Consider the following 25,134-nt stretch of genomic DNA (forward strand, 5'->3'; position numbering starts at 1 on the left):
GATGCGGAAACTCACGATGCTCGGCACGGGCAGTGCGATGGTCACCCATTGCTACAACACCTGTTTTTTCATCGAGAACGAGGACGGCAGCCTCTTGCTCACGGACGCGGGCGGCGGCAACACCATCCTGCGCCAGCTCGAGCTCACGGGCTTTGACTATGGTCGCTGTCACCACATGTTCGTCACGCACGGCCATACCGACCATGTGCTCGGCGTCATCTGGCTGATCCGCAAAATAGCGGATCTCATGAATAAGGGGAAATACGAAGGTACGTTCACGATTTATTGTCATGATGTCGTCAGGGACATGTTGCTCACGATGACGCGCATGACGCTCAAGAAAAAAGACTTCGCGCGCATCGGCGACGGCATCGAGCTGCGCGAGGTCAAAGACGGCGAGGCCATCATGCTGCCGTTCGCGCGCCTCACGGCGTTCGACATCTGCTCGACGAAGGCAAAGCAGTTCGGCTACGCGCTCGACTACGCGGACGGCATGCGGCTCACCTGCCTCGGTGACGAGCCCTTTAACGAGCACGACCGCGCCTATGCCGAGCACGCTGACTGGCTGCTCTCCGAGGCGTTCTGCAAATACGCTGACCGCGAGCGCTACAAGCCCTACGAGAAGCATCACAGCACCGTCAAAGAGGCGAGCGAGCTCGCGGCATCGCTCGGCGCGAAGCATCTCGTGCTCTATCACACAGAGGACAAGACCATCGCGACGCGCAAGCGCGACTATACGGCCGAGGCGGCGCAGTACTACGACGGCGTCGTCTGCGTGCCGGACGATCTCGAGACCATCGTGCTGGAGAAGTAAACATGGCGTGTGCATAGAATCGTGCAGGGCATGTTCATGTGCGGCGCTTGATATGAAAATACCGGATGTCATCTCATGACATCCGGTATTTTCGTGCGCCCACAGTGTTAGGAGGCTCAGTCCGCTGTCGCCATCTTCTCGATGGAGCGGTTGAGGAGGTCGATGGCGTTTGCGAGCGCGTCCTGCTCCTCGGGACGGAGGTTCTTGAGGCTGCGGATGAATTTCTGGCGCACGATCTCGTTCTGATCCTCGATGAGGCGTTCGCCTGCGCTCGTGAGGGAGATGAGCACGCGTCGGCGGTCGCGTCGGTCGGTCTCGCGCTGGATGAGGCCGGAGGCCGTGAGCTTCTCGCAGATGCTCGTCATCTGCTGCTTGGAAATGTTGAGGAGCGCGCCGACGGCCGTGAGAGACTCCGCTCCGTCGACGCGCAGCGTCATGAGGACGGCGAATTGGTTGAAGGGGACGGGGACGGCGAGATGGCGGTAAAAGTTGCGGTGGATGAGCACGAGCGTCTCGATGAAGTGCATCGAGATGGACTCAGCGGCGGTTTCTGACATGCGGTCGTCTCCTTTTGACGGATTTCGTGGGCACAGCGGAACGGAGAGCGTCGAGGTGCGGCGGGCTGTGCGGTGGCGTTTGTTTTTATGACAGAGCGCGGGCGCGATATCGTATCGAGGGAATGAGCTTTTCATACAATTAAATTTGCAGAAAGCGGGGCGGGATACGCTCGCGCCGCCTTGACTTTTCGCTAGATATACTATACTATATTGACAATAAATAGTAAACAAATATTTACTAATTTTAAGAAGGAATGAGATGTCTCTTCCAGGGAAGTAAAAGAGGGAGGTTATTTTTTTGCATTTCGCGAAAAGAAAGAAACCGATTGCGCTCATGCTCGCGCTGGCGCTTGCGGCTTCCGCACTGCTCGCCGGCTGCGGCGGGCAGAAGCAGCAGGCGGCCGGCGGCGCTGCGCAGGTCAAGGCCATGAAGGTCCTGCAGCAGGACACGCCGGTCGTGAGCGAGTATGCGGGTCAGATCGCCGGCAAGGACGAGGTCAAGGTGCAGTCCAAGGTCTCGGGCCGCGTCGTGGAGAAGTATTTCCACGGCGGTGATTTCGTGCAGGCGGGGCAGCCGCTCTACCGCATCGACAGCCGCCAGTATGAGTCAGCGGTGTTGCAGGCACAGGCGACGCTCGCGCAGTCGCAGGCGACGCTCGCGAACGCGCAGACGGATCTCGGCCGCGACCAGGAGCTCCTGGCATCCGACGCGATCTCCGAGCAGCAGGTCACGACGCAGCAGGCGAATGTCAACGCGTACAGCGCGGCGGCGGCGGCCAACCAGGCGCTGCTGCAGAAGGCGCAGCAGGATCTCTCCGATACGGTCGTCTACGCGCCGATGTCCGGTCAGGTCTCCGTCGATGACGTCGCCATCGGCACGTTCGCGACGGCGGGCAATACGAACCTCGTGACGATCGGCACGACGGATCCCGTGTTCGTGACGTTCAGCATCTCCGAGACAGAGTATCTGAAGTTCCGCAACATCCAGCAGATGCAGAGCGGCAGCGGCAATGGCATCACGGTCGCGATCAAGCTCTCCGACGGCACGACGTATCCGCTCGACGGGCGCATCGTGCAGGCGGACCGCGCGCTCACGCAGAATTCCGGCACGCTGACGGTGAAGGCGCTCTTCGGCAATCCCGACGGGCTGCTGCTCCCCGGCATGTTCGCGCGCGTGAAGCTCACAGGCGAGACGGTGCCGAACGCGATTCTCGTGCCGCAGCGCGCGGTGCAGCAGCTCCTCGACAAGACGTTCGTCATGGTCGTCGGCGCTGACGGCAAGTCCGAGGCGCGCAAGATCGAGCTCGGTCAGCAGGTCGGCAGCTACTACATCGTCAAGAGCGGCCTCTCCGCAGAGGATACCGTCATCGTCGAGGGACTCTCGAGCCTAACGGAGGGCAAGGATCTCGCGGTGACGATGGTGACGCCTGAGGATATGGGCTTCTCGCTCGACGAGGATACGACGCCGTATGACACGATGACTTCTTCAGACGCCAGCAGCGGCAGCGAAAGCTAAAGGAGGCGGCGATTTGTCTAAATTCTTTATTCATCGCCCGATTTTCGCCATCGTTGTCTCGCTCATCATCGTCATCGCCGGCGCGATTGCGGCGACGCAGCTGCCGATCGCGCAGTATCCGCAGATCTCGCCGCCGACGGTGCAGGTGTCTGCGAGCTATACGGGCGCGAGCGCCGCGGTCGTCAACCAGACGGTCGCGCAGATCGTCGAGGAACAGGTCAACGGCACGCAGGGCATGGACTACATGTCCTCGAGCTCTGACGATACGGGGAGTTACAGCCTGTCGGTCACGTTCGACGTCGGCACGGACGGCGATATGGACTCGGTCAAGGTGCAGAACAACGTCGCCTCGGCGACGAGCCAGCTCCCCTCTGAGGTTCAGCAGGTCGGCGTGACGACGAGAAAATCGACGGATGATATGGCGTACATGATGGCGTTCTATTCGCCGGATGGTACGTATGACCGCGCGTTCATGAAGAACTACGCGACGATCTATCTCCTGGACAAGCTCAAGCGCATCAACGGCGTCGGCGATGTCCAGGTGTTCGGCTCGGACTACGCGATGCGCGTCTGGCTCAACCCGGACAAGCTCGCGGAGCTCGGCCTCACGGTCGCCGATGTCTCGGCGGCCATCAAGGAGCAGAACGTCCAGGCGCCTGCCGGTACGGTCGGCGCGATGCCGGTCAACAACGGGCAGGAAAAGCAGATGTCCGGCAAGATCGAGGGACGTCTGACGACGCCGGAGGAGTTCGGCAACGTCATCATCAAGTCGGCTGGCGACGGCAAGTTCGTCCGCCTCAAGGATGTCGCAAAAATCGAGGCGGGCGCGCAGTCGGAGAGCATTATCTCGAAATTCAACGGCTATCCGTCCGTCGGTTTCGGCATTAACCTCACGAGTGACGCGAACGCCATGCAGACCATCAGCGAGGTGCGCAAAGTCTTTGACGAGGCGAAGGAGACGCTGCCGCCAGGTATGGAGATGTCGACGATCTTCGACTCGACGGACTATATCAGCACATCCATCGAGGAGGTCTTGATGACCTTTGTGGAGGCGCTGCTGCTCGTCGTCTTCGTCATCTTCGTTTTCCTGCAGAACTGGCGCGCAACGGTCATTCCGCTGCTCGCCGTGCCAGTCTCGCTCGTCGGTACGCTCGGCGCGTTCATTGTGCTCGATTTCACCATCAACACGCTGACGCTCTTCGCGATGGTGCTCGCCATCGGCCTCGTCGTCGATGACGCGATCGTCGTCATCGAGAACGTCGAGAAGCACATGGAGGAGGGCCTGACGCCGGTCGATGCGACGGAGCGCGCGATGGACGAGGTCCAGGGGCCTGTCGTCGCCATCGCCGTCGTGCTCTCCGCCGTCTTTGTGCCGGTCGCGTTCCTCGGCGGCATGACGGGCGTCCTCTACAAGCAGTTCGCGCTCACGATCGCCGTGTCGGTCTGCCTTTCGGCCTTCGTGGCGCTGACGCTGACGCCGGCGCTCTGCGCGATGATGCTCAAAAAGCATACAGAAGAGGACGAAGGGGGCGTGCTCGGCCGCTTCTTCGCGGGCTTCAACCGCTGGTTCGAGCGTACAAAGCTCGGCTATGTCGGCATCGTGGCGAAGTTCATCCGCCATACGCGCCTCGCGTTCATCTTCCTGCTCATCGTGACGGGCGTCGCGGGGCTCATCTACAAGAACCTGCCGTCGACGTTCGTGCCGAACGAGGATCAGGGCTACATGTTCGCGGCGGTCGAGATGCCGGACGGCACTTCGGCCAACCGCACGCAGGAGGTCGTTGACAAGCTTAACGTGGCCATGATGGAAAATATCAAGGGCCTCGACGGTACGATGGCCATCACGGGCTTCTCGCCGCTCTCCGACGGCGCGTCCTCGAGCGCCGGCATGATCGTCGTCGGCATGAAGGACTGGTCGCAGCGCGAGGACGCGGCGGCCTCGGTCGACGCGGCGGTGCGCACGACGTTCGGCATCGGCGCGAAGGTCGCGCCGGAGGCCACGGTCATCGCAATGAATCCGCCGGCGCTCCCCGGCCTCGGCATGACGGGCGGCTGGACGCTCCAGCTGCAGGATATGACGGGGCACACGGAGACGGAGCTCAACGACATCACGAAGAAGATCGTTGCGGCAGCCAACCAGCGTCCGGAGCTCGCTGGCGTGCGCTCGACGTATTCTGCCGGCTCGCCGGTCGTCCAGTATGAGGTCGACCGCGAGAAGGTCAAGAACCTCGGCATCCAGCTCTCCGATGTCTTCACGGCCATGCAGGTCAACTACGGCGGCTACCAGGTCAACGACTTCAACCGCTTCGGCCGCAGCTACAAGGTCATGCTGCAGGCGGACAACGACTACCGCAGCTCGACGGATCAGATGAAGTTCATCTTCGTCAAGTCCGCCTCTGGCACGATGGTGCCGCTCGATACGCTCTTGAAGCCGAAGTTCACCTCCGGCCCGTCGACAATCTCCCGTTTCAACGGCACGCGCTCCATCCAGATCACGGGCCAGGCGGGCAACGGCTATTCCTCCGGACAGGCGATGAACGCCATCAAGGAGGTCGTGCAGCAGAACGCGGGCACGGGCTTCAGCATCGAGTGGTCCGGTCAGAGCCGCGAGGAGGCGAAGGCATCGAGCTCGACGATCAAGGTGCTCGTGCTTTCACTCGTCTTTGTCTTCCTCTGCCTCGCAGCGCTCTATGAGAGCTGGAGCGTACCGTTCGCCGTCCTGCTCACGGTGCCGACGGGCATCTTCGGCGCGCTCGTCTCGGAGTATGGGCTTTCCATCCTCGAGGCGATGTTCGGCCACATGAACGCTGGCCTGCAGGACAGCGTCTACATGCAGATCGGCATCATCGCGATCATCGGCCTCGCGGCGAAGAACGCGATCCTCATCGTCGAGTTCGCCAAGGTCCGCGTGGATCGCGGCATGGAGCCGGTGAAAGCCGCGCTCGAGGCCGCGGGCCTGCGCCTGCGCCCGATCCTCATGACGAGCTTCGCGTTCATCATCGGCTGCGTCCCGCTCGCAATCGCGACGGGCGCCGGTGCTGCGGCGCGCAACGGCATGGGCGTCGCCGTCGTCGGCGGCATGTTCTTCGCGACGGCGATGGGCATCTTCCTCATCCCCGTATTCTTCGTGGCGACGGAATGGCTCGCCGCGAAGCTCGGCATCGTGCCGAAGGCGCGGAAAAAGACGTCCATTGATTACATGTGATGCGATAATGGTTTCCACCGTGTCGGGCTGCGTGCCCGGCACGGTTTTTCTTTTGGGAAGCGCTAGGGGGGATTAAGTTCCACCTCGTTCCTGACGATGTATAGAAAAGAAGGGAATTTCGTCCATAGAGCAAGGAGGCTGTTATGACGATCAACAATTATGTGATGTCCATCGGCATCCTCAATACCTTAAACAAGCACTCGGCAAGTATGGCGAACCACTTGCGCCATATCTCGACGGGACTGCGCATCGCGAATGTCGCGGATGATCCTGCCGGCTGGGCCATCGGTCAGCGTATGGATGTGCGTATCCGCGGGCTCGATCAGGCGAACCGCAACGCGCAGCAGTCAAAGAGCCTGCTGAAGGTCGCGGACGGCGGCATCAGCTCGACGGTCGACATCCTGCGCACGCTGAAGGAAAAGGCCATCGAGGCGGCGAACGACACGGCGACGACGACGGACCGGCAGACCATCCAGAAGCTCTTCGACCAGTACGCCGACCAGATCGACGATAACGCGCTCGTGACGTACAACGGCAAATATCTCCTAGACGGCTCGCGGCAGGGTCTCTCGCAAAAGACGCAGCAGGCGTTCACGAACGAGCAGCTCGGCAAGGATATGAAGCTCACGACGAAGCTCACCGACCTCACGCGCCGCGACGGCTCGAGCCTCAATATTCTCGCGGGCGATATGGTGAACGTCTCCTACGTCAAGGACGGCAAGACGTACAGCGCGAGCTACGCGGCGAAGGATACGACGGTTGAGGATATCTTCAAGCAGATGAACGCCATCGCGGGCGATGTATTCGATATTGCGGGTATGAGCGATACGGCGGAGATCGGCACGGGCGCGGCGGGGCAGACGGTAAAGACGGCCGATGGGGAAAGCGCGATCTCCGTCAAGGCCAAGGACGCGGGCACAGCCGGGAGCATCTCAGGCTTCACCATCGGCATCAGCGACAGCCAGGGACAGATGAAGAAGACGGTGAATAGCGCGCTCGACGCGTTCACGGAGACCATTCAGGCGAAGGACGCGCGTGCGGACGGCTCGCTCAAGATGCAGATCGGCGCGGACGCGAACAATACGCTCAATATCCCGCTCGGCGATATGAGCTCGCGCGCGCTCGGCCTGCGCGGCAGAGACGGCAGCGTGCTCGATGTCACGACGCAGAAGGGAGCGAACGCGGCGATGGACGTGCTCGACAAGGCGCTCAAGCGCGCGCTCGACCAGGAGACGACGGTCGGCGCGATGTCATCGCGGCTCGACTACACCATCAGCAACCTCACGGTGCAGAGCGAGAACCTCACCGATGCGAAATCGACGCTGCTCGATGCCGATATGGCTAAGGAAATGCTTGCGTATACGCGGGAGAACGTGCTCATGCAGGCGGCGATGGCGATGCTCGCGCAGAACAACAAGAACGCGGGCTGGTTCCTCTCGCTGCTCGGCTGAGCCATGCCGTAGGCAAAGCGCGCGGGCGCATGAAACTACGCGCCTTGTCATGGTCGATTCGTTTGGCCGTTTGGTACGCGTTCGTCGGATAAAAACAGGGCTGCTGCACGCAGCGATTTCCTTGCATACCTGGTCGCGAGAAATGCTCGCCTGCCAGGTAACGCGGAACATGCTTACGTGCAGCAGCCCTGTTGTGTTTGGCATGGGGGTCTGTGGATGGCGGCGCGTCAGCGGCAGAACCTCATCGCCTCGCTGCGCGCGAGCGTGTCGCAGCGTTCGTTGCGCGGGTTGCCGCGGTGGCCCTTGACCCAGTGGTAGCTGATGGCGTGCGTGCGCGTGAGCGCGTCGAGCTGCTCCCAGAGGTCGCGGTTGAGTACGGGGGTGCCGTCGGCCTTCTTCCAGCCGCGCCGCTTCCAGCCCGCGAGCCATTTCGTCAGGCCGTTCTTGAGGTACTGGCTGTCCGTGTAGAGCGCGACGCGCGTGCCGGCGGGCGCGAAGGCGAGCGCCTCGATGGCGGCGGTGAGCTCCATGCGGTTGTTGGTCGTCTCGGGATGGCCGCCGCTCTTTTCCGTGAGCGTGCCGGTGCGCTCGTCGCAGGCGACGATGGCCCAGCCGCCGGGGCCGCCGGGATTCTTGAGGCAGCTGCCGTCCGTGTAGATCGTGTAGTCGGCGGGCGCGGTCGCAGCTTCTGCTGCGCAGCTCTCGCGTGGCGCGTGCGGACGGGGCGCGGCGGGCGCGCGGCGGGCGCTGCCCTGCGGCTCAGCCTTGGCGGCGTTCGTTTCGCCGTTCAGCCAGGCGAGTGCCACCGCGACGTCGGCGAAGCCCTTGTACCTCGCGTCGGGGTAGCCTTTGATTTGTTTCTCACACTCCTGCCAGCTCGTGAAGAGGCCGCAGGCACGGCCGCGCGCGACGGCGTAGATGGATGGTTTTGCCATGAGATCCCTCTCTCCTTGGAGAAACGCTGAGGAAACAGCGCTTTCTGCAATCGTTCTGTTTCTATTATAGCTGTCCTTTGGCGCTTCCGACAACATGGCGCTGAAAAAAATTAGTAAACATATCTTTACTAATTACGCTTTGCTTGCTAAACTAGGGAGTGTATGATTTTCCCGTGGAGAGATTCCGCGGGCATAGAGGAGGAACGCGATGCTTCATTTACTCGAACAGCTCGGCGCATTCGTGATCGCGCGCTGTGAGGCGTTCGGCACGGTGGTGCTGCTCTACGCGGAGACGATGCGGCAGCTGCGGCATCGGCCGCGCGTGCGGCACATCCTGGCGCAGATGTCGCATCTCGGTGTGGACTCGCTCTCCATCGTGTGCCTCACGTTGCTCTTTACGGGCGTCGTGCTCACGCTGCAGACAGCGCATGAGTTCATCAAGTTCGGCGCACAGGGGACGATCGGCGCGGTCATCGCAATCGCCATCGGGCGCGAGCTCGGGCCTGTGCTCGTGGGGGTTGTCTGCGCGGGCCGCGTCGGCGCGGCCATCACGGCGGAGATCTCGACGATGAAGGTCACGGAGCAGATTGACGCGCTGCGCGTGATGGCGGTGAGTCCCGTCGACTACCTCATCGTGCCGCGCATGCTCGCCTGCATGCTGGTCGTGCCGCTGCTCACGGTATTCGGTGATTTCATCGGCGTGTTCGGCGGCTGGGTGGTCGCGGTCTATTACTCAGGCGTCAGCTCGTTCCTCTTCACGAACGCCATCCATGTCTATGTCGATGCCTATGACCTCCTAGGCGGCCTCGTCAAGGCGGTCTTCTTTGGCAATGTCATCGCGGTGCTCGGCTGTTATTACGGCCTGCACGCGCCGGACGGCGCGGAGGGCGTTGGACGCGCGACGACGCGCACGGTCGTCGCCTCCATCATCGTGATTTTCATCTTGAACGCGCTGCTCACTCTTATCCTATATTAACAGCGCGAGCGAGGGTTTTATGATAAGATTGATAGATGTAAGCAAGAGCTTCGACGGCTATGAGGCGCTGAAACATGTGAGCCTCACGATCGCGGATGGCGAGACGCTCGCCATCATCGGCGGGTCAGGCTCCGGCAAGAGCACGCTGCTCCGACTGCTCATCGGCCTCATCAAGCCGACGAGCGGCGAGATCTATATCGGCGATCAGGAGATCGGCCATATGACGGAGCAGGAGCTCAAGCCCATCCGCCTGCACATGGGGATGGTGTTCCAGTACTCAGCGCTCTTCGACTCGATGACGGTCGGCGACAACGTCGCGTTCGGCCTGCGCGAGCACACGGATCTCAGCGAGGCGCGCATTGCGGAGATCGTGCGCGAGAAGCTCCATCTCGTCGGGCTCGACGGCGTGGAGGACCTGATGCCGAGCGAGCTCTCGGGTGGCATGAAGAAGCGCGTGAGTCTCGCGCGCGCCATCGCCATCGAGCCGTCCATCATTTTCTACGACGAGCCGAGCTCCGGTCTCGATCCCATCATGACGGAGAAGATCGACGAGCTCATCATCCATACACAGAGGGCGCTCCATGTGACGAGCGTCGTCGTTACGCATGATATGGCGAGTGCCTGCCGCATCGCGGACCGCATCGCCATGATATACGAGGGAGAGCTCATCGCCGTCGATACGGCGGAGCGCTTCCAGAGACTCAAGGATCCAAGGGTGCAGGCGTTCTTCCATACGCTACGCACGACAAAGGAGGTTTGCCCATGAAGACAGAGGCGAAGGTCGGCGCGTTCACATTGGCGGGCCTGCTGCTGCTCGCAGCGCTCGTCATCGGGCTCAGCGGCTTTTCCCTCCGTTCCGGCAAGGGATATACGGTCTATGCCGGCTTCCATCAGGTCGTCGGCCTCGAGAAGCAGGCGCAGGTCTGTCTCTCCGGCGTGCCTGTCGGCGAGGTGAAGTCCATCGAGAACGATGGCGGCGGCGTGACGGTGGCGATGAGGGTCCGCCCGGACGTCCGCATCCCGGAGGGATCGCATGTGACGATCGGCACGCCGGGCGTCATGGGCGAGAAGTTCGTCAACATCCAGCCGGCGGAGGACCGCGGCTACTATATCAGCGACGGCGCGTATCTCATCGGCGAGGACGAGGCGGGCATGGATTCGATGTTCGCGGGTATCAACCAGGCGGTGGGCCAGGTGCAGGAATTGCTCGCGAGCATGAACAGCATCGTCGGCAATGAGGGCTTCCGTACCTCCATCCTGCAGATGATGGCGAACCTGCGTGATACGACGGAGCATCTTTCAGGACTCATCGCCGTCCTCGAGCAGACGGCGGCGGAGAACCGCGGGAATGTCCACGAGATCACGGCGAATCTCGTGACGCTCACGGCCTCGATGAACCGCACGATGGGGAATGTCGAGCACATGATGGCGAACCTCGATGCCTTCGCGGGCGACCCGGCGACGACGGCGAGCCTGCGCGAGACGCTCACGAATATCCAGGATACGAGTGCGCGCATCGACAAGATGGCGCAGAACCTCGAGGGCGTCGCGGGCGATCCCGAGACAGCGGAAAGCCTGCGTGAGACCATAAAGAACGCGCGCGACGTGAGTGCGCGCGCAAGCAAGGCACTCAGCAAGGTCGGCAGCCTCTCGATGGAGCCGCGCGTCGACGTGCTCTACAGCGGCAAGGAACACGACTGGAGCGCGAACGCGAATCTGCGTGTGGAAAACGGCGCACGCTTCCTCGATCTCGGCGTCGATGACATCGGCAATGACAGCCTCTTCAACGCGCAGGTCGGGCGGCGCCGCGGCAGTCTCGGCGCGCGCGGCGGCGTGGTCGCCGGCAAGGTCGGCCTCGGCCTAGATGCCTATGCGGGTGATAAGTTCACCTTTTCCGCGGACGCCTATGACCCGGACGATGTGAAGCTGCGGCTGCGCGCCGCGTATGATCTCGGAGGTGGCACCGCTCTTCTCGGGCAGTTCGATGATGTGACAGACAGTGAGAAACGCGCAGGTTATTTTGGCCTGCGGCAGACGTTCTGAAACTGGATTTGACAGGAGGAATCACTTTGAAGAAAGCGAATCGTTTCCATAAAAAACTCACGGCGCTCGTGCTCGCAGGCCTTATGGCGATGAGTGCCAGCACGGCGCTTGCAGCGAATACGGTGGAACTTGGTCTCGACGACAGCATCCAGATGGCGCTCGAGAACAACCGCAGTATCAAGCAGTCCATCGCGCAGGTAGACCAGGCGCGCTGGAATCTCTCGTCCGCGCGCCGCAGCGCGGGGCCGACGCTCTCCTGGGAGGGTACGGTGAACCGCGTAGGCGGCAAGTATTACGAGCACGCGGACTATGACACGGCCTACGGCAATACGCTGCGGGCGGGCTACAATCTCGACGCGAGCGGCAGCCTGAAGCATACGCGGCAGCGCGCGAGCTATGCGCTCAACGCGGCGGATCTCACGCTCGAAAATACGAAGCAGGCCGTGAAGCTCCAGACGACGCAGGCGTACTACCAGCTGCTCGAGTGCCGCAACCTCGTCGATGTCAACCAGGAGGCTGTCGATACGCTCGAGGAACATCTGAATAACGTCAATGCGCAGTACCGTGTGGGCACGGTCGCAAAATCCGATGTGCTCGCCTCGGAGGTCCAGCTCGCGAATGCGCAGCAGAGCCTCGTGACGGCGCAGAATAACTATGATATCGCGATGGCATCGCTCAACAACATCATCGGTCTGCCGTCGGATACGGTGCTTTCCGTCAAGGACCAGCTCCAGTATACGGCATATCCTGATCTGAACCTCGACAGCTGCACGGTCTATGCGCTCGACAATCGGCCGGACGGCATCGCGGCCGACTATCAGGTAGAGCAGAGCAAGGAGGCCCTCTCCATCGCGAAGGCAGGCCATTTGCCGAGCGTCACGGCGGCTGTCACGCGCAGCCTCACGGGACGCGATGAATTCAAGGAGGACATCACGGGCCAGTGGGCGGCAGGGCTCACGGCGAGCTGGAATATCTTCGATAACGGGCAGGTAGGCGCGTCCGTCGAGCAGGCGAAAGCCGGCCTGCGCGCGGCAGAGGAGTCCGCGGCAGCGACGAAGGAAACCATCCAGCTTAACGTACGCGAGCAGTTCCTCTCGCTGCAGGCGGCGGAGAAGAACATCCAGACGACATCCAAGGCCGTCGAGCAGGCAGAGGAGGATTATAAGATCGCACAGGTCCGTTATAGTGCCGGTGTCGATACGAACCTCTCTGTCATGGACGCGCAGGAAAAGCTCACGAGCGCGCGCACGAACTACTATACGGCGCTCTATAACTACAATACGAGCAAGGCAGCGCTCGATAAGGCGATGGGCATCCCCGTCGACATCGATGTGCCGCGCTATGTCGCCGCGCAGCAAGCAGGTGATACGCCGCGCAAGACACTCGACGCTTCGCTGCTCCACGAGAAGCTCACGAAGGATGAGGAGAAATCCCTGCGCGAGGTCAAGGACGTGGTGAAGATCGCAGCCGCGAAGGAAGCGGATGCCAAGAAGGCAGAGGCGAAGGCAAAAGCAGCGCAGGAAAAGGCTGCGGCCAAGCAGGCGAAGAAGGCAGCCAAGGCAGAAAAACCAGCGGAGAAGAAACCAGTCGCTGACGTCAAGTCGGCCGCTGCGGAGAAAAAAGACAAAGCAGGGAAGACATCACAGCAGACCGCTGAAAACACGCAGGCGGAGAGCAGCAGTGTGGAGGCAGAGCTGGCACGCTGAGATAGCTTTCAGGCGACGCGGACTGCCTCTTGCAGGCGGGGCGTCGGAATCTGTAAGGAACGCACTGGTCGGATGACGTGCCCCGGAGTTACGTGGATGTGCTGTGCGCTTCGGAGAAACCGCAGGCACAGCCAAGCATGCGTTGAGGGATGCCGAGAGGGCGAGAGTCGCGTGAAGACGGCGTGCTGAGTGCAGCAGCGTTTCTTACGGCCGTACGCGAAGGGGGATGTCACAATGAAGCGGAGAAACATAGTGCGCGGCGTATGTGGCCTCCTTTTTCTTTGCGTGCTCGCGGGAGCGGGGCTTTGGTATTACGTTCAGACAAGCGCGTTCATGCAGACGGCGGGAGAGCAGGCGGGACGTCTCGCCGCTTCGGCGCTCGGCACGGAGGTCGCGGTGGGCAGCATCGAGATTTCTTCCCTCCATGAGCTCTCCCTTCATGATGTCGCCATTTATGACAAGCAGGCGGAATGCATTGCGAGTGCCGAGGAGGCGCGGGTGCATTTCCGCCTGCTTGCTGTGTTTGAAAATCCCGCCGCGGCCGTGGACCAGGTGACGCTGCGCGGTGTGGCGGCTCAGCTCGCGCAGCGCGCGGATGGTTCGTGGAACGTCGAGGACATCGAGACGGGGCGCACGGGGGAGAATGCATTTCGCGGCGAGATTGCTGTGGAGGATGCACGCGTGACCGTCCGCCAGGGCGAGCGCGCGCTCGTGCTTGACGAGGTAAAGGGCAAGGCGGATTTCGCGTCTTTCCCTGTGATCCGCGCCGAGCTGCAAGCTGCGCGGGACGGCGCGCAGGCCGAGGTCACGGCGACACTTGACAGCGACCGGCAGATCGTGAACGTGAAGGCGCGTGATGTCGATCTCGCCTCATACTTTTATCTCGTCCCGGAAGGATTGCTGCCAGATGGCGTCACGCTCGTTGGCGGCGAAGTGAAGCAGGCATCGGCGACGTTCTACCGCCATGCGGGGCAGCTCTCTATCATCGGTGACGGTGAGCTTGCGTCGGGTGCCGTTGATGTGCAGGGCAGGCAGCTGCGGGAGATTCAGGGCTTCACGCATTTCACGAACCGCTCGCTCGGCGGCGATGTCACGGCGAAGGTCAATGGGGAACAGGCGCGCGTCTACGGGGAGGTGCGTTTCGATACGTCATCTCCCGCGATGAGCCTCGCGCTCGAGGCGCCGTCGGTCGATCCCGCAGCTGTGCTCGGTGCGGCGCTGCCCATTGCCTATGAGGGGCCGGTCGCCGTTAGCGCGCATATCGGCGGTACGTTCGCGCAGCCCACAGCCGACGGCGAGGTGCGCATCGCGCGCGGTACGGCGGAGGGGATTCCCTTTCAAAATGCCGCGGCGCATCTGCGACTTCTCGGTGGTGTGCTCTATCTTCAGGACGCGCGCGTGCAGGCGTTCGGCGGCCAGATATCCGGGGAGGCAGAGCTCACCCTGGCTGATGCGTCGTTTACGGGGCACGCCAAGGCGGAGGGGATTTCGCTCGCAGCACTCGCGCCCTGCCTCAGGCCGTATCTAGGCGATGCGCAGCTCCCGGATATTGCGGGGACGCTCGCGGCGGATGTGGGCGTTTCCGGTCAGGGGGCTGATATGACGCAGCTTGCCTTTGACGGCAGTGCATCGGTCAGCCGCGGCTCCTACGGCAGCCTGCCCATCGACCGCCTCGGCGCGTCCTTCTCCCTGCGCGGGCGCGACCTCACGCTCGATTATCTGAGCGCGCGCCTGCCGAATGGCTCGAGCATCGGCCTTGAGGGAACGGTCACGGATGGCACGGCGCTCTCGCTCGCCTTCTACGGCGGCCATGTGGATCTCTCGCTGCTGCGCGACCTTGTGCCGCAGGCGGAGATCACTGGCCTAGGGGACTTCAAGGGAACGGTGCAGGGGAGCATCAGCGACCCGCAGGTCGATCTCTCCTTTTCCGCCAGGCACGGCAAGGCGTTCCAGCAGCCGTTCGACACGCTCGCGCTCAAGGCGCATGGCAGTCTCGACGGTCTCACCATCGAAGACTTCCTCATGGAGAACGGCGGCAAGGAGACGTGGCTTGTCACGGGCAGCATCGGCCTCGTCGGCGAGAAGCGCCTCGACCTGCGCGTCGATTCGATGGGAGCGCGCATGGAGGATATCGCGGCGCTCGTCGCGCCTGGTCAGCCGATCACGGGCAACGTGGACAACACGATTCACTTCACGGGAACGCTCGATCATCCGGAGGCCGTCGGCTACATCCATTTCTATCGCGGCAGCTACCGCGGCGTGCTGCTCTCCGGCATGGACGGCGACTATTTCATCAAGGATGATGTGCTGCGCCTGCAGGTGTTCCATATCTATTCGCCGCTCGTGGATGCCGTGCTGAACGGCACGATCGGGTTGGATGGCAGCCTGGACCTCAAAGCGGAGGTTCGCGACATCGACATGAAGCGCATCGAGCACAAGCTGCCTTATGAGGTCTCGGGACACGGCACGTTCAACGGCACGGTGACGGGCAGCATCCAGGCTCCCGTCTTCGATGGGACACTCGATGCCTCTGGTCTCGTATTCAACGGCGTGCCCATCGCGCGCGCCTACGGCCATGCGCGCTATGCGGATCATGTCGTAAAGCTCGACCGGTTCGGCTTCCTGCAGGGAGGCGGCAGCTACGATCTCGACCTCTCGTTTGATACGCAGAGCCGTGCGCTTGCCGGCAATGTTATCGTGGAGGACGCCGATGTGGAGAATCTTGCCGCCCTGCTCAACAAAAAAAGCGATGTCCTGCGCGGTGCGCTCGATGCCTCGGCTGTGCTGGGCGGTACAGTGGATGATCCGCGGGTGGAGTTCGAAGGCACGGTAGCAAAGGGCGAGATCGCGGGTTATGAGGTACATGATCTCGTGCTCTCGCTGAAGCTCGCGGACCGCGTGCTCTCCATCGAGGAATGCCAGGGCGCACAGGGAACATCCGGCACCTTCACGGCAGACGGCACGGTTTCCCTGGATGGACCGATTGCTGCGCATGTGCAGGGCAGCGACATACCGCTCGGCATGTTCACGAAAGCGGCAGGCGTGCAGGCAGACGTGCTCGGTACAGCGAACATTGAGATGACGTTCGGCGACACGCTCGCGAGCCCCTCCGCGCGCATGACGGTGCAGGCGAAGAATGGCGGCATCCAGGGTTCGACATTTGACGATCTCACGGCACAGCTGCGCCTCTCTCATGGCATCCTGAATGTCGATGAGATGCAGGTGGCGAAGACGGTCGGCAAGCAGGCACCGCACACCTACCGCGCGAGCGCGAGCGGCATCGTGCCGCTGCGGGCACTCACGGCGGGGGCGGAGGATGCGCTTGCGGACTACGAGCAGATCCGTCTCAACGTCTCGCTCGACGATGCCGACCTTTCCCTATTACCTGTGCTCTCCTCCCAGGTGGATTGGGCGATGGGCGCGACGAAAGGCAGTGTGCTCGTGACGGGCACGGCGGCGCAGCCGCTCTTTGAGGGAGAGCTCTCGCTGGCAGATGGCGCGATGAAGCTGAAACCACTGGAAAAACCGATAGAACAAATGACAGGAAAGCTTACTTTTCATGGGAATGTCATGACACTGTCTGATTTTTCTGGTAAGATGGGCAGTGGTTCTTACTCAGGATCTGGCAAGGTCACGCTGGCAGGTCTTACGCCGACGGAATATGAGGCGAGCCTCTCGCTCGACCATCTTGAGGCGGTGTCTGACTTTTACAAGGGGCCGCTCACGGGGTCATTCCGGTTGACGGAGGGAGAGAGCTACGGCAGGAAACTGCCGAAGCTCTCGGGACGGCTCGTATTCGACAAGTGCGAGGTGTCCGTGCCGATGCTGCCGGATACGGAGGGCGAGCTGCCGGAATTCCTGCTCGATGTCGATGTGCATGCCGGCGACGATGTCCATTTCTACAGTGCGGCGCTCTACGACCTCTACATCACGGGCGACGCGCACTTCGGCGGCACGACGCGCCATCCGCACCCGAGCGGTCAGTTCCGTGTGAAGCGCGGCGGCACAGTGAACTATATCAAGAATGTCTTCAAGGTCCGCGAGGGCACGGCGACGTTCGATCAGGTGGATACATTCCTGCCGAGCATCTATTTCCGCGCTGATACGATGCTCGGCGCGACGAAAATCACGCTCGGCCTCGAAGGGACGCTCGACAACCACATGAAGGTCATGCTGACTTCCTCGCCGGAGTTCAGCGAGACGGAGATTTTGCGCATGCTCACGCTGCGCAATGCCTATCAGCATGGTGATATGGAAATCGGTGTGGCGGATGTCTTCAACATCGGCCTTTCGATGAGCGTGATTGCCGATCTCGAGGAGCAGATGCGCAGCTGGCTCTGGCTCGATACGTTCCGTATCTCGCGCGGCAGCGGCTCAGCACTCGAGCAGCAGCAGCGCGGCGAGAGCGGCAAGGATGAGGAGAATGTCTACAATGTCGAGATGGGCAAGCGTATCTCCAGCCATATGCAGGTTCATTATGTACGTGGTGTTGGGAGCGATACGCAGCGATACGGCATGCAGTATGATGTCAATGATTTCATGGGGTTCACGCTGGACCGCGAGAGCGGTCGCTATATTTTCGGTGTGGAGGCGCAGTATAAGTTCTAAGGAACCGCTGATGAAATGAAGTGCTCCGGATTTACATGGATGCGCTGTATCTCTCTAGGAGATAAACCGGAGGCGTAGCAGAGCTGCGTCGAGGATTGTAGGGCGGCGGGAGGACAGTGCAGATATGGAAAAGCAGGGGGAAATGAATCAGTGATTCCCCAGGTCGTGTTGCAGGAAAGGAGGTACGCCATGCGTCTCGATGATTACATGCAGGAACTCAATAAGATTTCCGTGCTCTCGCAGGAGGAAGAGGCAGCTCTTTGGCGCGCCTTCAAGGAGCGGGGCGATATGCAGGCGCGGCGACGGCTCATCGAGTCCTACCAACCGCTCGTATTCAAGCAGGCGCTCCCGTATCGAGGCTACGACGGAATCATGGACATCATCCAGGAGGGGACGGTCGGCCTCATCGAGGCGGCAGAACGCTATGAGCCGGCACGCGGCGTGGCGTTCAGTCTCTTTGCCGTACACCGCATCCGCGGCAGGATGCGCGATTTCCTGCGGCGGGAGCATGAGGCTGACATTGCCTGTATGGACGGAGGCGCTGCTGAGGACAGTATGGGGGCATCGCTCAAGGAGGCGCTCGCGGATGCCGCGGCGCTCTCAGTACCTGAGCAGGCGGAGTCGCATGAGCTCGCGGGCCGCCTGCACGCGGCGATGGAACGCCTGCCGGACAAGGAGAGGGCTGTGCTCACGGGCGTCTATCTCGAGAGCCAGCCGGTCGACGCCGTGGCGGACGCGCTCTCTGTGAGCAAGTCCCATATCTACCGTCTGCAGAAAAGCGGCATCCGCCGTGTGCGCGGCATGCTTTCCCGCTTTATGCAGCATTGGTGAGCGAGGGCAATCGCCTGAGACGGCGAAAAATGGTACATATTGCATGCGATTGCGTGATAATCGATGGAAAACCGCGATATTCGCGGTTTTTTCGTTTATATGCGTTGTTCAATTGAGGCGGTACGAGGGGAGTATATCATCAGACGTGAGATGCGCGAGGCGGCCGCTGAGCGGAGCTTCCCGCGCAGCGAGAAAGGAGGAAGCCGTGGGAGAAGATCGGAAGCAGCAGGCGCAGCGCATTCGCGCAGCGCGCGACTGGCTCGACGAGGCGGGAGAATCTCTGGAGCAAGGGGCAGATATCAAAGGAGACCTCAAGGTCATGCTCGCGCAGGCGGAACTCGCGCGGGCCAAGGAAACGCAGCGGCCACCGCTTTGGCGGCGCTGCGGGCGGCGCGTACTGCCGCTCGCGACGGCCTTGGCTGTGTTGTCGCTCGGCTTGTTCCTGCGCCCGGCGGTTGCGCCGCCGGAGGATCAGGCGCTCTCGTCGCCGTCACCAGCAGCAGCCGTCGTGCCGCAGGCGTCGGTACAAGGACAGGAACAAGCAGACTCTCCTGCCCCCGCCGCCTTGCAGAAAATGCAGGGACAGGCAGCGAAGATGCAGGCTGCGGGAGAGCCTGCGCGGGCAGCGGTGCAGGAGACTGCATCACCGCCGCAGATGCCGTCTGCGGTAGCGGTACCTGCAGTGTCGGCACAGCCGCGGGAGACACCGGCCGCCCGCCCGCCGTCGCCTGAGACGCAGAAACTCATGCAGTCTGCGGGGAAAGCCTTGCGGGCTTCTTGAGAAACCGATATAATTAAAGAATCACTGATTAATTCGGCACCCTGCCTTTGCGCATCTGCACTGTCCTCTCGTCGTCGACAAATCCTCAGCGTAGCTCTGCTACGCCTCCGGTTTGTCTCCTAGAGAGATACAGCGCATCTACGCAAATTCAGGGCACTTCATTTAATCAGCGCTTCCTTAAGGAACTACTGATTAATTCGGCACTCCGTCTTCACGCATCTGCATTGTCTCGCATTGGCAATGCCACGAGAACAGGACACGATGCCACACCAACAATGGGAGGTTTGACCTTTGACGAAAGAGAATTATCGGAAACTGGCGTGCGCCATTGCGCTTGCAACGGGCTTTGCATCCTTGCCGGGCATATCGTCGGCAGAGGAGGGAAACGGGACTGGAACAGCGGCCGCGGCGCAGGCCGTCGCTGCCGCTGAGGAAAATGCAGCCACGCAGGAAAAGAACGCGTCTGCAGATGCATCCTCCGTGCTGGAACAGACGGCTGGACAGGCGGCAGACTCCAGGAATGAGCGCATCAATGGCTGGGCGAAACTCCGTCCGACGGAGGAAGCCATCGAGGCGTACAAGAAGAAGTACGAGGGCCGGACCATCGTGGACATCGAGTTCGATGGCGTGACGGATGCGACGCGTGCGACGGCGGCGAAGGCAGGCAAGCTCCATGTAGGAGACAAGTATACTGCGGCAGGTCTCGATGAGGATATGGAGGCTTTGCTGGACACGGGATACTATTATGACCTCTTCCCCTCCTTCGAGGAGGTACCGGAGGGCGTTGTGCTCACCTATCACCTGCTCGAGAATCCAGTGCTGAAAAGTCTGAAGATCACAGGCAATACCGTGGAGAAGACGGAGGACCTCCTCGCGCTCGTCCCGCTCAAGGTAGGCGAGCTCATGAACAGCGTCGAGCTGCGGCGCGACGTGCAGAAGATCCAGGAGCGCTATCGGGCGGACGGCTACATCCTCGCGAAGATCACCGACCTCAACATCGATAAGGAAGGTAATCTGACCATCAAGATCAACGAGGGCACCATCGAGGGCTTCAAGGTCAAGGGCAACAAGAAGACGAAGGATTATGTCATCCTGCGTGAGATGCGGCAGAAGGTCGGCGAGCCGTTCAATGCGAAGAAGACACAGCGCAGCTGGCAGCGCGTGAACAACCTCGGCTTTTTCGAGGAAGTCAATCCGAAGATTGTGCCTGGCATCAATCCGAATGCGGTGGTTGTCGAGTGGAATGTCAAGGAAAAGCGCACGGGCACGTTCAGCGTCGGCGCGGGCTACTCGAGCCAGGACGGCGTCATCGGCATGGTCTCTGTTGGTGATACGAACTTCCGCGGCACGGGCGACGCCGTAAGCATCACGTACGAGATGAGCGGCGACGATACGGATGCCCACGGCTACAGCGTCTCCTACCGTCACCCGTGGATAGACAAGAAGCAGACGGTCGGCACGATCCGCGTCTACAACCGTACCTATGAGTATGATGACTACAATTCTGATGGAGACTATCTCGAGTCGTACATGCGCAAGTATTCTGGTGGCGAGCTCACTTTCGGCAGGCCAGTCAGCGAGTATTCGACGAATTACATCACGCTGCGCAATCGCAAGGATGAGTATAAGAGGCACACGGAGTCCGGCCTCTACAAGGATCGCAGCACCGAGGAGTACAAGGGCTGGCGTGATTACAATTTCGGCCTTACGCGCAGCCTGACGCTCTCGCATGTGACGGATACGCGCGACAATATTTATTTCCCAACGTCGGGCGGCCGCGTGAGCATCACGGGCGAGCTCGGCGGCTTCGGCGGCGATTTCAGCTACCGCAAGGCGGATATCGAGGATCAGCGCTACTTCAAGGCTGGGCACGCGCAGGTCTGGGCGCTGCGCGGTCAGTACGGCTGGGGCAGCGGTCATCTCTCTGAATTCGCGAGATACAAGGTCGGCGGCCAGGACAGTCTGCGCGGCTACCGCGATGACCAGTTCCGCGGCGAGCGCATGTTCCTCGCGACGCTCGAGTATCGCTTCCCCATCGTGAGCAAGGTGCAGGGCGCGCTCTTCACCGACTGGGGCGGTGCCTGGGACGACGGGCTCTGGCCGGATGAGGTCAAGGGCAGCGTCGGCATCGGCATGTCGCTGACGACGCCGCTCGGCCCCATCCGCCTCGACTATGGCCGCGGTGATGACGGCGGCCGTGTTCACTTCAGCGTCGGCGGCACGTTCTGATCATTTTCATAGCAGCCGCACGCTTCAGCGCACAGGGAAGTATTCATGCCTGGGGGCGCAGGCGGCTGCTTGCCGGGCGTCCGTGCAGAGTCGTCCGACAGACGAGGAGGGGAGAGGCGTTTGCGTATCTTAGCCACTGCGATTGCTGCTGCAGCGCTGCTCCTGCTGCCAGCGCTGCCTGCGTGGCAGGCGGTGCTGCCGGAATCTGTCGCGCAAGCGGCGCAGCGCATCGACACCGTGCGTGCAGTCGTGCGCGCGCCCGGCGCTCTGCCGCCGCCGGTGGAGCGCCGCATGGAGGCGAGCATCGAGGCCATTTCGGAGCAGCTGCTCGTCGGCAAGCCCGCAGCGCTTGGCAACACTCAAGCGGACGAGGCAGCCGCGCTCATCAGCGAGGTTTTCGATAAGGTGCTCGTCGGCTATACGGTGCGCAGCGTCCGCGTCATACCGGCAGCGCAGGCGCTCGTGCGTGTCGAGCTCCTCCCGTGGGATGACACGATCGATAGCGTGACAGTCGAGACGCATGTGGATGGCATGCCGTCGGAGGTCGAGCAGATGGTCCGGCGCGACCTTGCCGGCATCGAGCAGGTATTCGACCGCTCGCTCATCGGCCTGCCCGTCGCAGCGACGGATTGGACGAACGGCGTGCTCAAGCGAGAGGTCAATGAATTCCTCGCTGCGCACTTGCCGGAGTTCCGCGCGGATTTCGATGTGGCAGCGGACGCGGCAGCGCATGTGACGCTCACCGTCTATCCACGCGTTCCCGTCGTGCGCACGGTCGATCTTTCCATGCGCTCCGATACGCTGCCGAACATGTTGCTGCTCACGCATCGCGAGCTCATGCGCGAGCGTGTGGATATGCTCGTCGGCGTGCCGGTGGCCTTTACCGAGCGTCATCGGGCGGCGTTTGAAGCGCTCTTCGCGGCGGCGCTCGATGCGCAGCCGGATTTTCGCCATCAACGTATGAAGACGGTGGTGGCATTCACGCCGGGAGAGCGCGCGACCGTCATGTGTCGCTCTGATTCCCAGCGTTACCGTCTGCGCCTCACGGGCTGGCTCGACATCGGGCGCAGTGCGGGAGAGAATCACAGCGCGAAGGATGACCTGCTCGTCCGCCTGCATGCCGGGCGGATGCTCACGCCGCGTGACGAGGCCTACGGCCTCCTCGACGTCACGCCGCAGGATGTCGCCTGGCGCTGGCAGATGGGATGGCATCATTCATTCGGACAGGGGATGCAGGCGGGCATGCGCTATGATTTCAAGGATGAGCGCCTCGTCTGGGATGCCGTCTGGCAGCTCACGCGGGATTGGCTCCTGCGCTACGAGTATCACGAGGCGGATTCCCGCGGCGAGGGAGCGCTCCGCTATCGCCTGCACGATTTTCTCAGCGTCGAATACGCACTCGATGACGCGGGCGGCTGGCTGCGGCTCATCGGCAATTTCTGAATCGCGGTTCCCCTTTGTCGTCATCGTGCAAGAAACGCTTGAAGAACAAATAAGACTTTGCTATAATGAGACATGTTTCAGGTCCTTGCGAGGCGCTTGGCATGCGGGTTCGCAGGGTGCCGCGCAGGCGGCTGATTACAAGCAAGGGATGTGCACAAGGTCTCCCTGAACGGCGTTTGTGCGTGTTGTTTACCCAGATAGGGAAAGGAAGAAAGAAATGGTTACTTTACAGAAGAAAACGGTCAAGATCATCAGCGTGCTCATCGCGCTCGTCTTCGTCGGTTCCGTTGTGGCCGTAGCTCTCACGCAGTTCGGCGGCATTGCCTCCGCGTCTGGCAACGGCAACGTCGGTACAGTGGATTACCGTCAGGTCATGGCACAGCATCCGCAGCTTCAGAGTGCGAACTCCGAGCTTCAGCAAGCCGTTTCTGATGCGCAGAAAGAGTTCGAGGAGAAGTCCAAGAACATGAGCGATCAGGAGAAATCCGACTACTATCAGCAGACGCAGCAGCGCCTGCAGCAGAAGCAGCAGGAACTCATCGAGCCGATTCAGAAATCCGTCGAGGAGTCCGTGAAGTCTGTGGCTGATGCGAAGGGTCTCACCGTTGTCATCGACAAGAACGCGGTCGTCTACGGCGGCACGGATATCACACAGGATGTCATCAAGAAGATTTCCAAATAAGACATACGTGCCACATGGCCACATGAATGAAAAGCTACCGAGCCATCCAATGCGCTCGGTAGCTTTCTGAATGGGGGTATTTTATGGCAGAGCATCCGGAAGGGGCGGCAAAGGGACAAGGGAAGCGGCGCAGACGGCTGATCGTCGGTGCGCTGATCGCTGTCCTGCTGATTGTCGTCGGTGCGGTGCTCATGCGGACTATCCTGCACCGCGAGGCGAGGCAGCCGCAGCAGACCGTAGCAGAGGTCGGCGTCGTGCGTCTGCAGGAGCTCGTGGCGGCGCATCCCGACTACGACAAGCTGCAGGCACTCCTCAAACGGCGCGAGGAAATCAGGTCGTCGCTCGATGGCCGGCTTGCGGCGCCGCTCACAGTGCAGTCGCCGGAGGTAGACCGGCAGCCTTTCGATGACTCTGTCTGGCAGAAGAGTGCGCAGGATGTCATCGGCCGCCGCAGCGCGCTCGAGCGCGCGCAGAAAAAGGCTGCTGCCGACTACAGAAAGGCGACGGAGCCTGATTACGAGGCGCGCCGCGATGCCATCAATACGGAGTATCTCAACGAGATTCTCAATCTCAAGCTGAAACTAGACAATCGCCAAGCGATGGGGCTTACGGATGAAACGGTGGCGCAGCTCGAGGCGCAGCTGCAGGATGTCGAAGGGGAGCGCGCTGCTCGCCAGATCGCGCTCTATCGCGCTTGGCAGCAGGAAATCCAGAGCAATGCGGAAAAATCCGTCGCGAAGGAACGCGCTGGACAGGAGGCTGGCCTCGGCGATCTGCGCGCGCGACGCGAAGCGGAGGCGGCGAGAGCCCAATCAGAGGCACAGGCGCGTGACGCGGAGATGATTTCAAAGCGCATGGTGGACTCCGCGCAGCGCCAGCAGCAGGCGCAGGCGGACCAGCAAGCGCTCGCGGCAAACGAGCAGGCCATCACAGCGCTCGAGTCACGCATACTGAGTGACATCGCGGGCAAGGCGGCAAAGGTAGCGATTCTGCACCACTTCACGCTCATCGCCTGCGATCCCGCACGCAGTCTCTCCTCCCTTCTGCCCGCGGCTTTCCGTCCGGCGGCAGCGCCGGATCGTCCTGAGAAATACGTCAAGACCATCAGCGTCTCGGCGGAGGATGTGACGGACGAGGTAAAGGCAGAACTGGCGGACATTCCTCCGGGATCCGACGCCAGCACGTCATCGGAGACTTAGTTTCTCAGGTGCGGAGCTATGGCTCCGCGGCGGTGAGTTCCGTTTCCCCGCATGTCCGGTGCTGCCCTGAGGTGGCAGTGTACCTGCGTCGGTGCAGGATAGCTCATTTCATCAGCTAATCAGCGTTTCCTTAATGAAAAGAAAGAAGAGGATTTATC

Annotated in this window: 17 protein-coding genes; 15 read left to right on the forward strand and 2 right to left on the reverse strand. The window is 61.5% G+C overall.

Annotated elements, in window-relative coordinates; all coding sequences use genetic code 11:
- Position 1 precedes the first annotated feature (1 nt).
- Entirely contained in the window at positions 2–814 is an 813-nt protein-coding gene (locus F599_RS0107045) for an MBL fold metallo-hydrolase (protein WP_019542822.1), read from the forward strand.
- Positions 815–930: 116 nt separating this feature from the next.
- Here F599_RS0107045 and F599_RS0107050 read toward each other — a convergent pair whose 3' ends face one another.
- Entirely contained in the window at positions 931–1,371 is a 441-nt protein-coding gene (locus F599_RS0107050) for a MarR family winged helix-turn-helix transcriptional regulator (RefSeq protein WP_019542823.1), read from the reverse strand.
- 298 nt (positions 1,372–1,669) lie between these two features.
- Between F599_RS0107050 and F599_RS0107055 the strand changes: the two genes are divergently transcribed.
- The 3 genes from F599_RS0107055 to F599_RS0107065 all read left to right on the forward strand — a co-directional run bounded on the left by F599_RS0107055 (position 1,670) and on the right by F599_RS0107065 (position 7,543).
- Positions 1,670–2,887: an efflux RND transporter periplasmic adaptor subunit gene (locus tag F599_RS0107055; protein WP_019542824.1), complete on the forward strand. Its 1,218-nt coding sequence runs from the start codon at positions 1,670–1,672 to the stop codon at positions 2,885–2,887.
- Positions 2,888–2,900: 13 nt separating this feature from the next.
- Entirely contained in the window at positions 2,901–6,092 is a 3,192-nt protein-coding gene (locus F599_RS0107060) for an efflux RND transporter permease subunit (protein ID WP_019542825.1), read from the forward strand.
- Between the two features lie 143 nt (positions 6,093–6,235).
- Positions 6,236–7,543 carry a flagellin N-terminal helical domain-containing protein gene (locus F599_RS0107065; protein ID WP_019542826.1) on the forward strand — a complete coding sequence of 436 codons (1,308 nt, stop codon included), beginning with the start codon at positions 6,236–6,238 and terminating at the stop codon, positions 7,541–7,543.
- Between the two features lie 227 nt (positions 7,544–7,770).
- Here the strand turns inward: F599_RS0107065 and rnhA are convergent, their stop codons facing one another.
- The gene (gene rnhA, locus F599_RS0107070; RefSeq protein WP_019542827.1) at positions 7,771–8,478 is read right to left on the reverse strand and encodes a ribonuclease HI; all 708 of its coding nucleotides are present in this window, start codon (positions 8,476–8,478) and stop codon (positions 7,771–7,773) included.
- Positions 8,479–8,686: 208 nt separating this feature from the next.
- Between rnhA and F599_RS0107075 the strand changes: the two genes are divergently transcribed.
- The 11 genes from F599_RS0107075 (at position 8,687) to F599_RS0107125 (ending at position 24,976) form a co-directional block, all read left to right on the forward strand.
- Complete coding sequence (locus tag F599_RS0107075; RefSeq protein ID WP_019542828.1) at positions 8,687–9,454, forward strand: MlaE family ABC transporter permease; 768 nt, start codon at positions 8,687–8,689, stop codon at positions 9,452–9,454.
- 19 nt (positions 9,455–9,473) lie between these two features.
- A complete protein-coding gene (locus F599_RS0107080; RefSeq protein ID WP_026327877.1) occupies positions 9,474–10,220 on the forward strand; it encodes an ABC transporter ATP-binding protein in 747 nt (248 codons plus the stop codon).
- The gene (locus F599_RS0107085; RefSeq protein ID WP_019542830.1) at positions 10,217–11,497 is read left to right on the forward strand and encodes an MlaD family protein; all 1,281 of its coding nucleotides are present in this window, start codon (positions 10,217–10,219) and stop codon (positions 11,495–11,497) included. Before F599_RS0107080 ends, F599_RS0107085 begins: the two co-directional genes overlap by 4 nt.
- A 26-nt stretch (positions 11,498–11,523) precedes the next feature.
- Positions 11,524–13,203, forward strand: coding sequence for a TolC family protein (locus F599_RS13800; protein WP_019542831.1), 1,680 nt, complete (start codon positions 11,524–11,526; stop codon positions 13,201–13,203).
- 234 nt (positions 13,204–13,437) lie between these two features.
- A complete protein-coding gene (locus tag F599_RS0107095; RefSeq protein WP_019542832.1) occupies positions 13,438–17,811 on the forward strand; it encodes a translocation/assembly module TamB domain-containing protein in 4,374 nt (1,457 codons plus the stop codon).
- 189 nt (positions 17,812–18,000) lie between these two features.
- Positions 18,001–18,642 carry a sigma-70 family RNA polymerase sigma factor gene (locus F599_RS0107100; RefSeq protein ID WP_019542833.1) on the forward strand — a complete coding sequence of 214 codons (642 nt, stop codon included), beginning with the start codon at positions 18,001–18,003 and terminating at the stop codon, positions 18,640–18,642.
- A 205-nt stretch (positions 18,643–18,847) separates the two neighbouring features.
- Positions 18,848–19,423: a hypothetical protein gene (locus F599_RS14790; protein WP_019542834.1), complete on the forward strand. Its 576-nt coding sequence runs from the start codon at positions 18,848–18,850 to the stop codon at positions 19,421–19,423.
- Positions 19,424–19,714: 291 nt separating this feature from the next.
- Positions 19,715–21,652 carry a BamA/OMP85 family outer membrane protein gene (locus tag F599_RS0107110; protein WP_019542835.1) on the forward strand — a complete coding sequence of 646 codons (1,938 nt, stop codon included), beginning with the start codon at positions 19,715–19,717 and terminating at the stop codon, positions 21,650–21,652.
- A gap of 120 nt (positions 21,653–21,772) precedes the next feature.
- Positions 21,773–23,095 carry a hypothetical protein gene (locus F599_RS0107115; protein ID WP_019542836.1) on the forward strand — a complete coding sequence of 441 codons (1,323 nt, stop codon included), beginning with the start codon at positions 21,773–21,775 and terminating at the stop codon, positions 23,093–23,095.
- Positions 23,096–23,312: 217 nt separating this feature from the next.
- Positions 23,313–23,777 carry an OmpH/Skp family outer membrane protein gene (locus F599_RS0107120; protein ID WP_019542837.1) on the forward strand — a complete coding sequence of 155 codons (465 nt, stop codon included), beginning with the start codon at positions 23,313–23,315 and terminating at the stop codon, positions 23,775–23,777.
- A gap of 83 nt (positions 23,778–23,860) precedes the next feature.
- Positions 23,861–24,976 carry a hypothetical protein gene (locus F599_RS0107125; RefSeq protein WP_019542838.1) on the forward strand — a complete coding sequence of 372 codons (1,116 nt, stop codon included), beginning with the start codon at positions 23,861–23,863 and terminating at the stop codon, positions 24,974–24,976.
- The last annotated feature ends 158 nt before the right edge of the window (positions 24,977–25,134 follow it).

The sequence above is a fragment of the Selenomonas bovis DSM 23594 genome (assembly GCF_000381005.1).
In the GTDB taxonomy this organism is placed as follows: domain Bacteria; phylum Bacillota; class Negativicutes; order Selenomonadales; family Selenomonadaceae; genus Selenomonas_C; species Selenomonas_C bovis.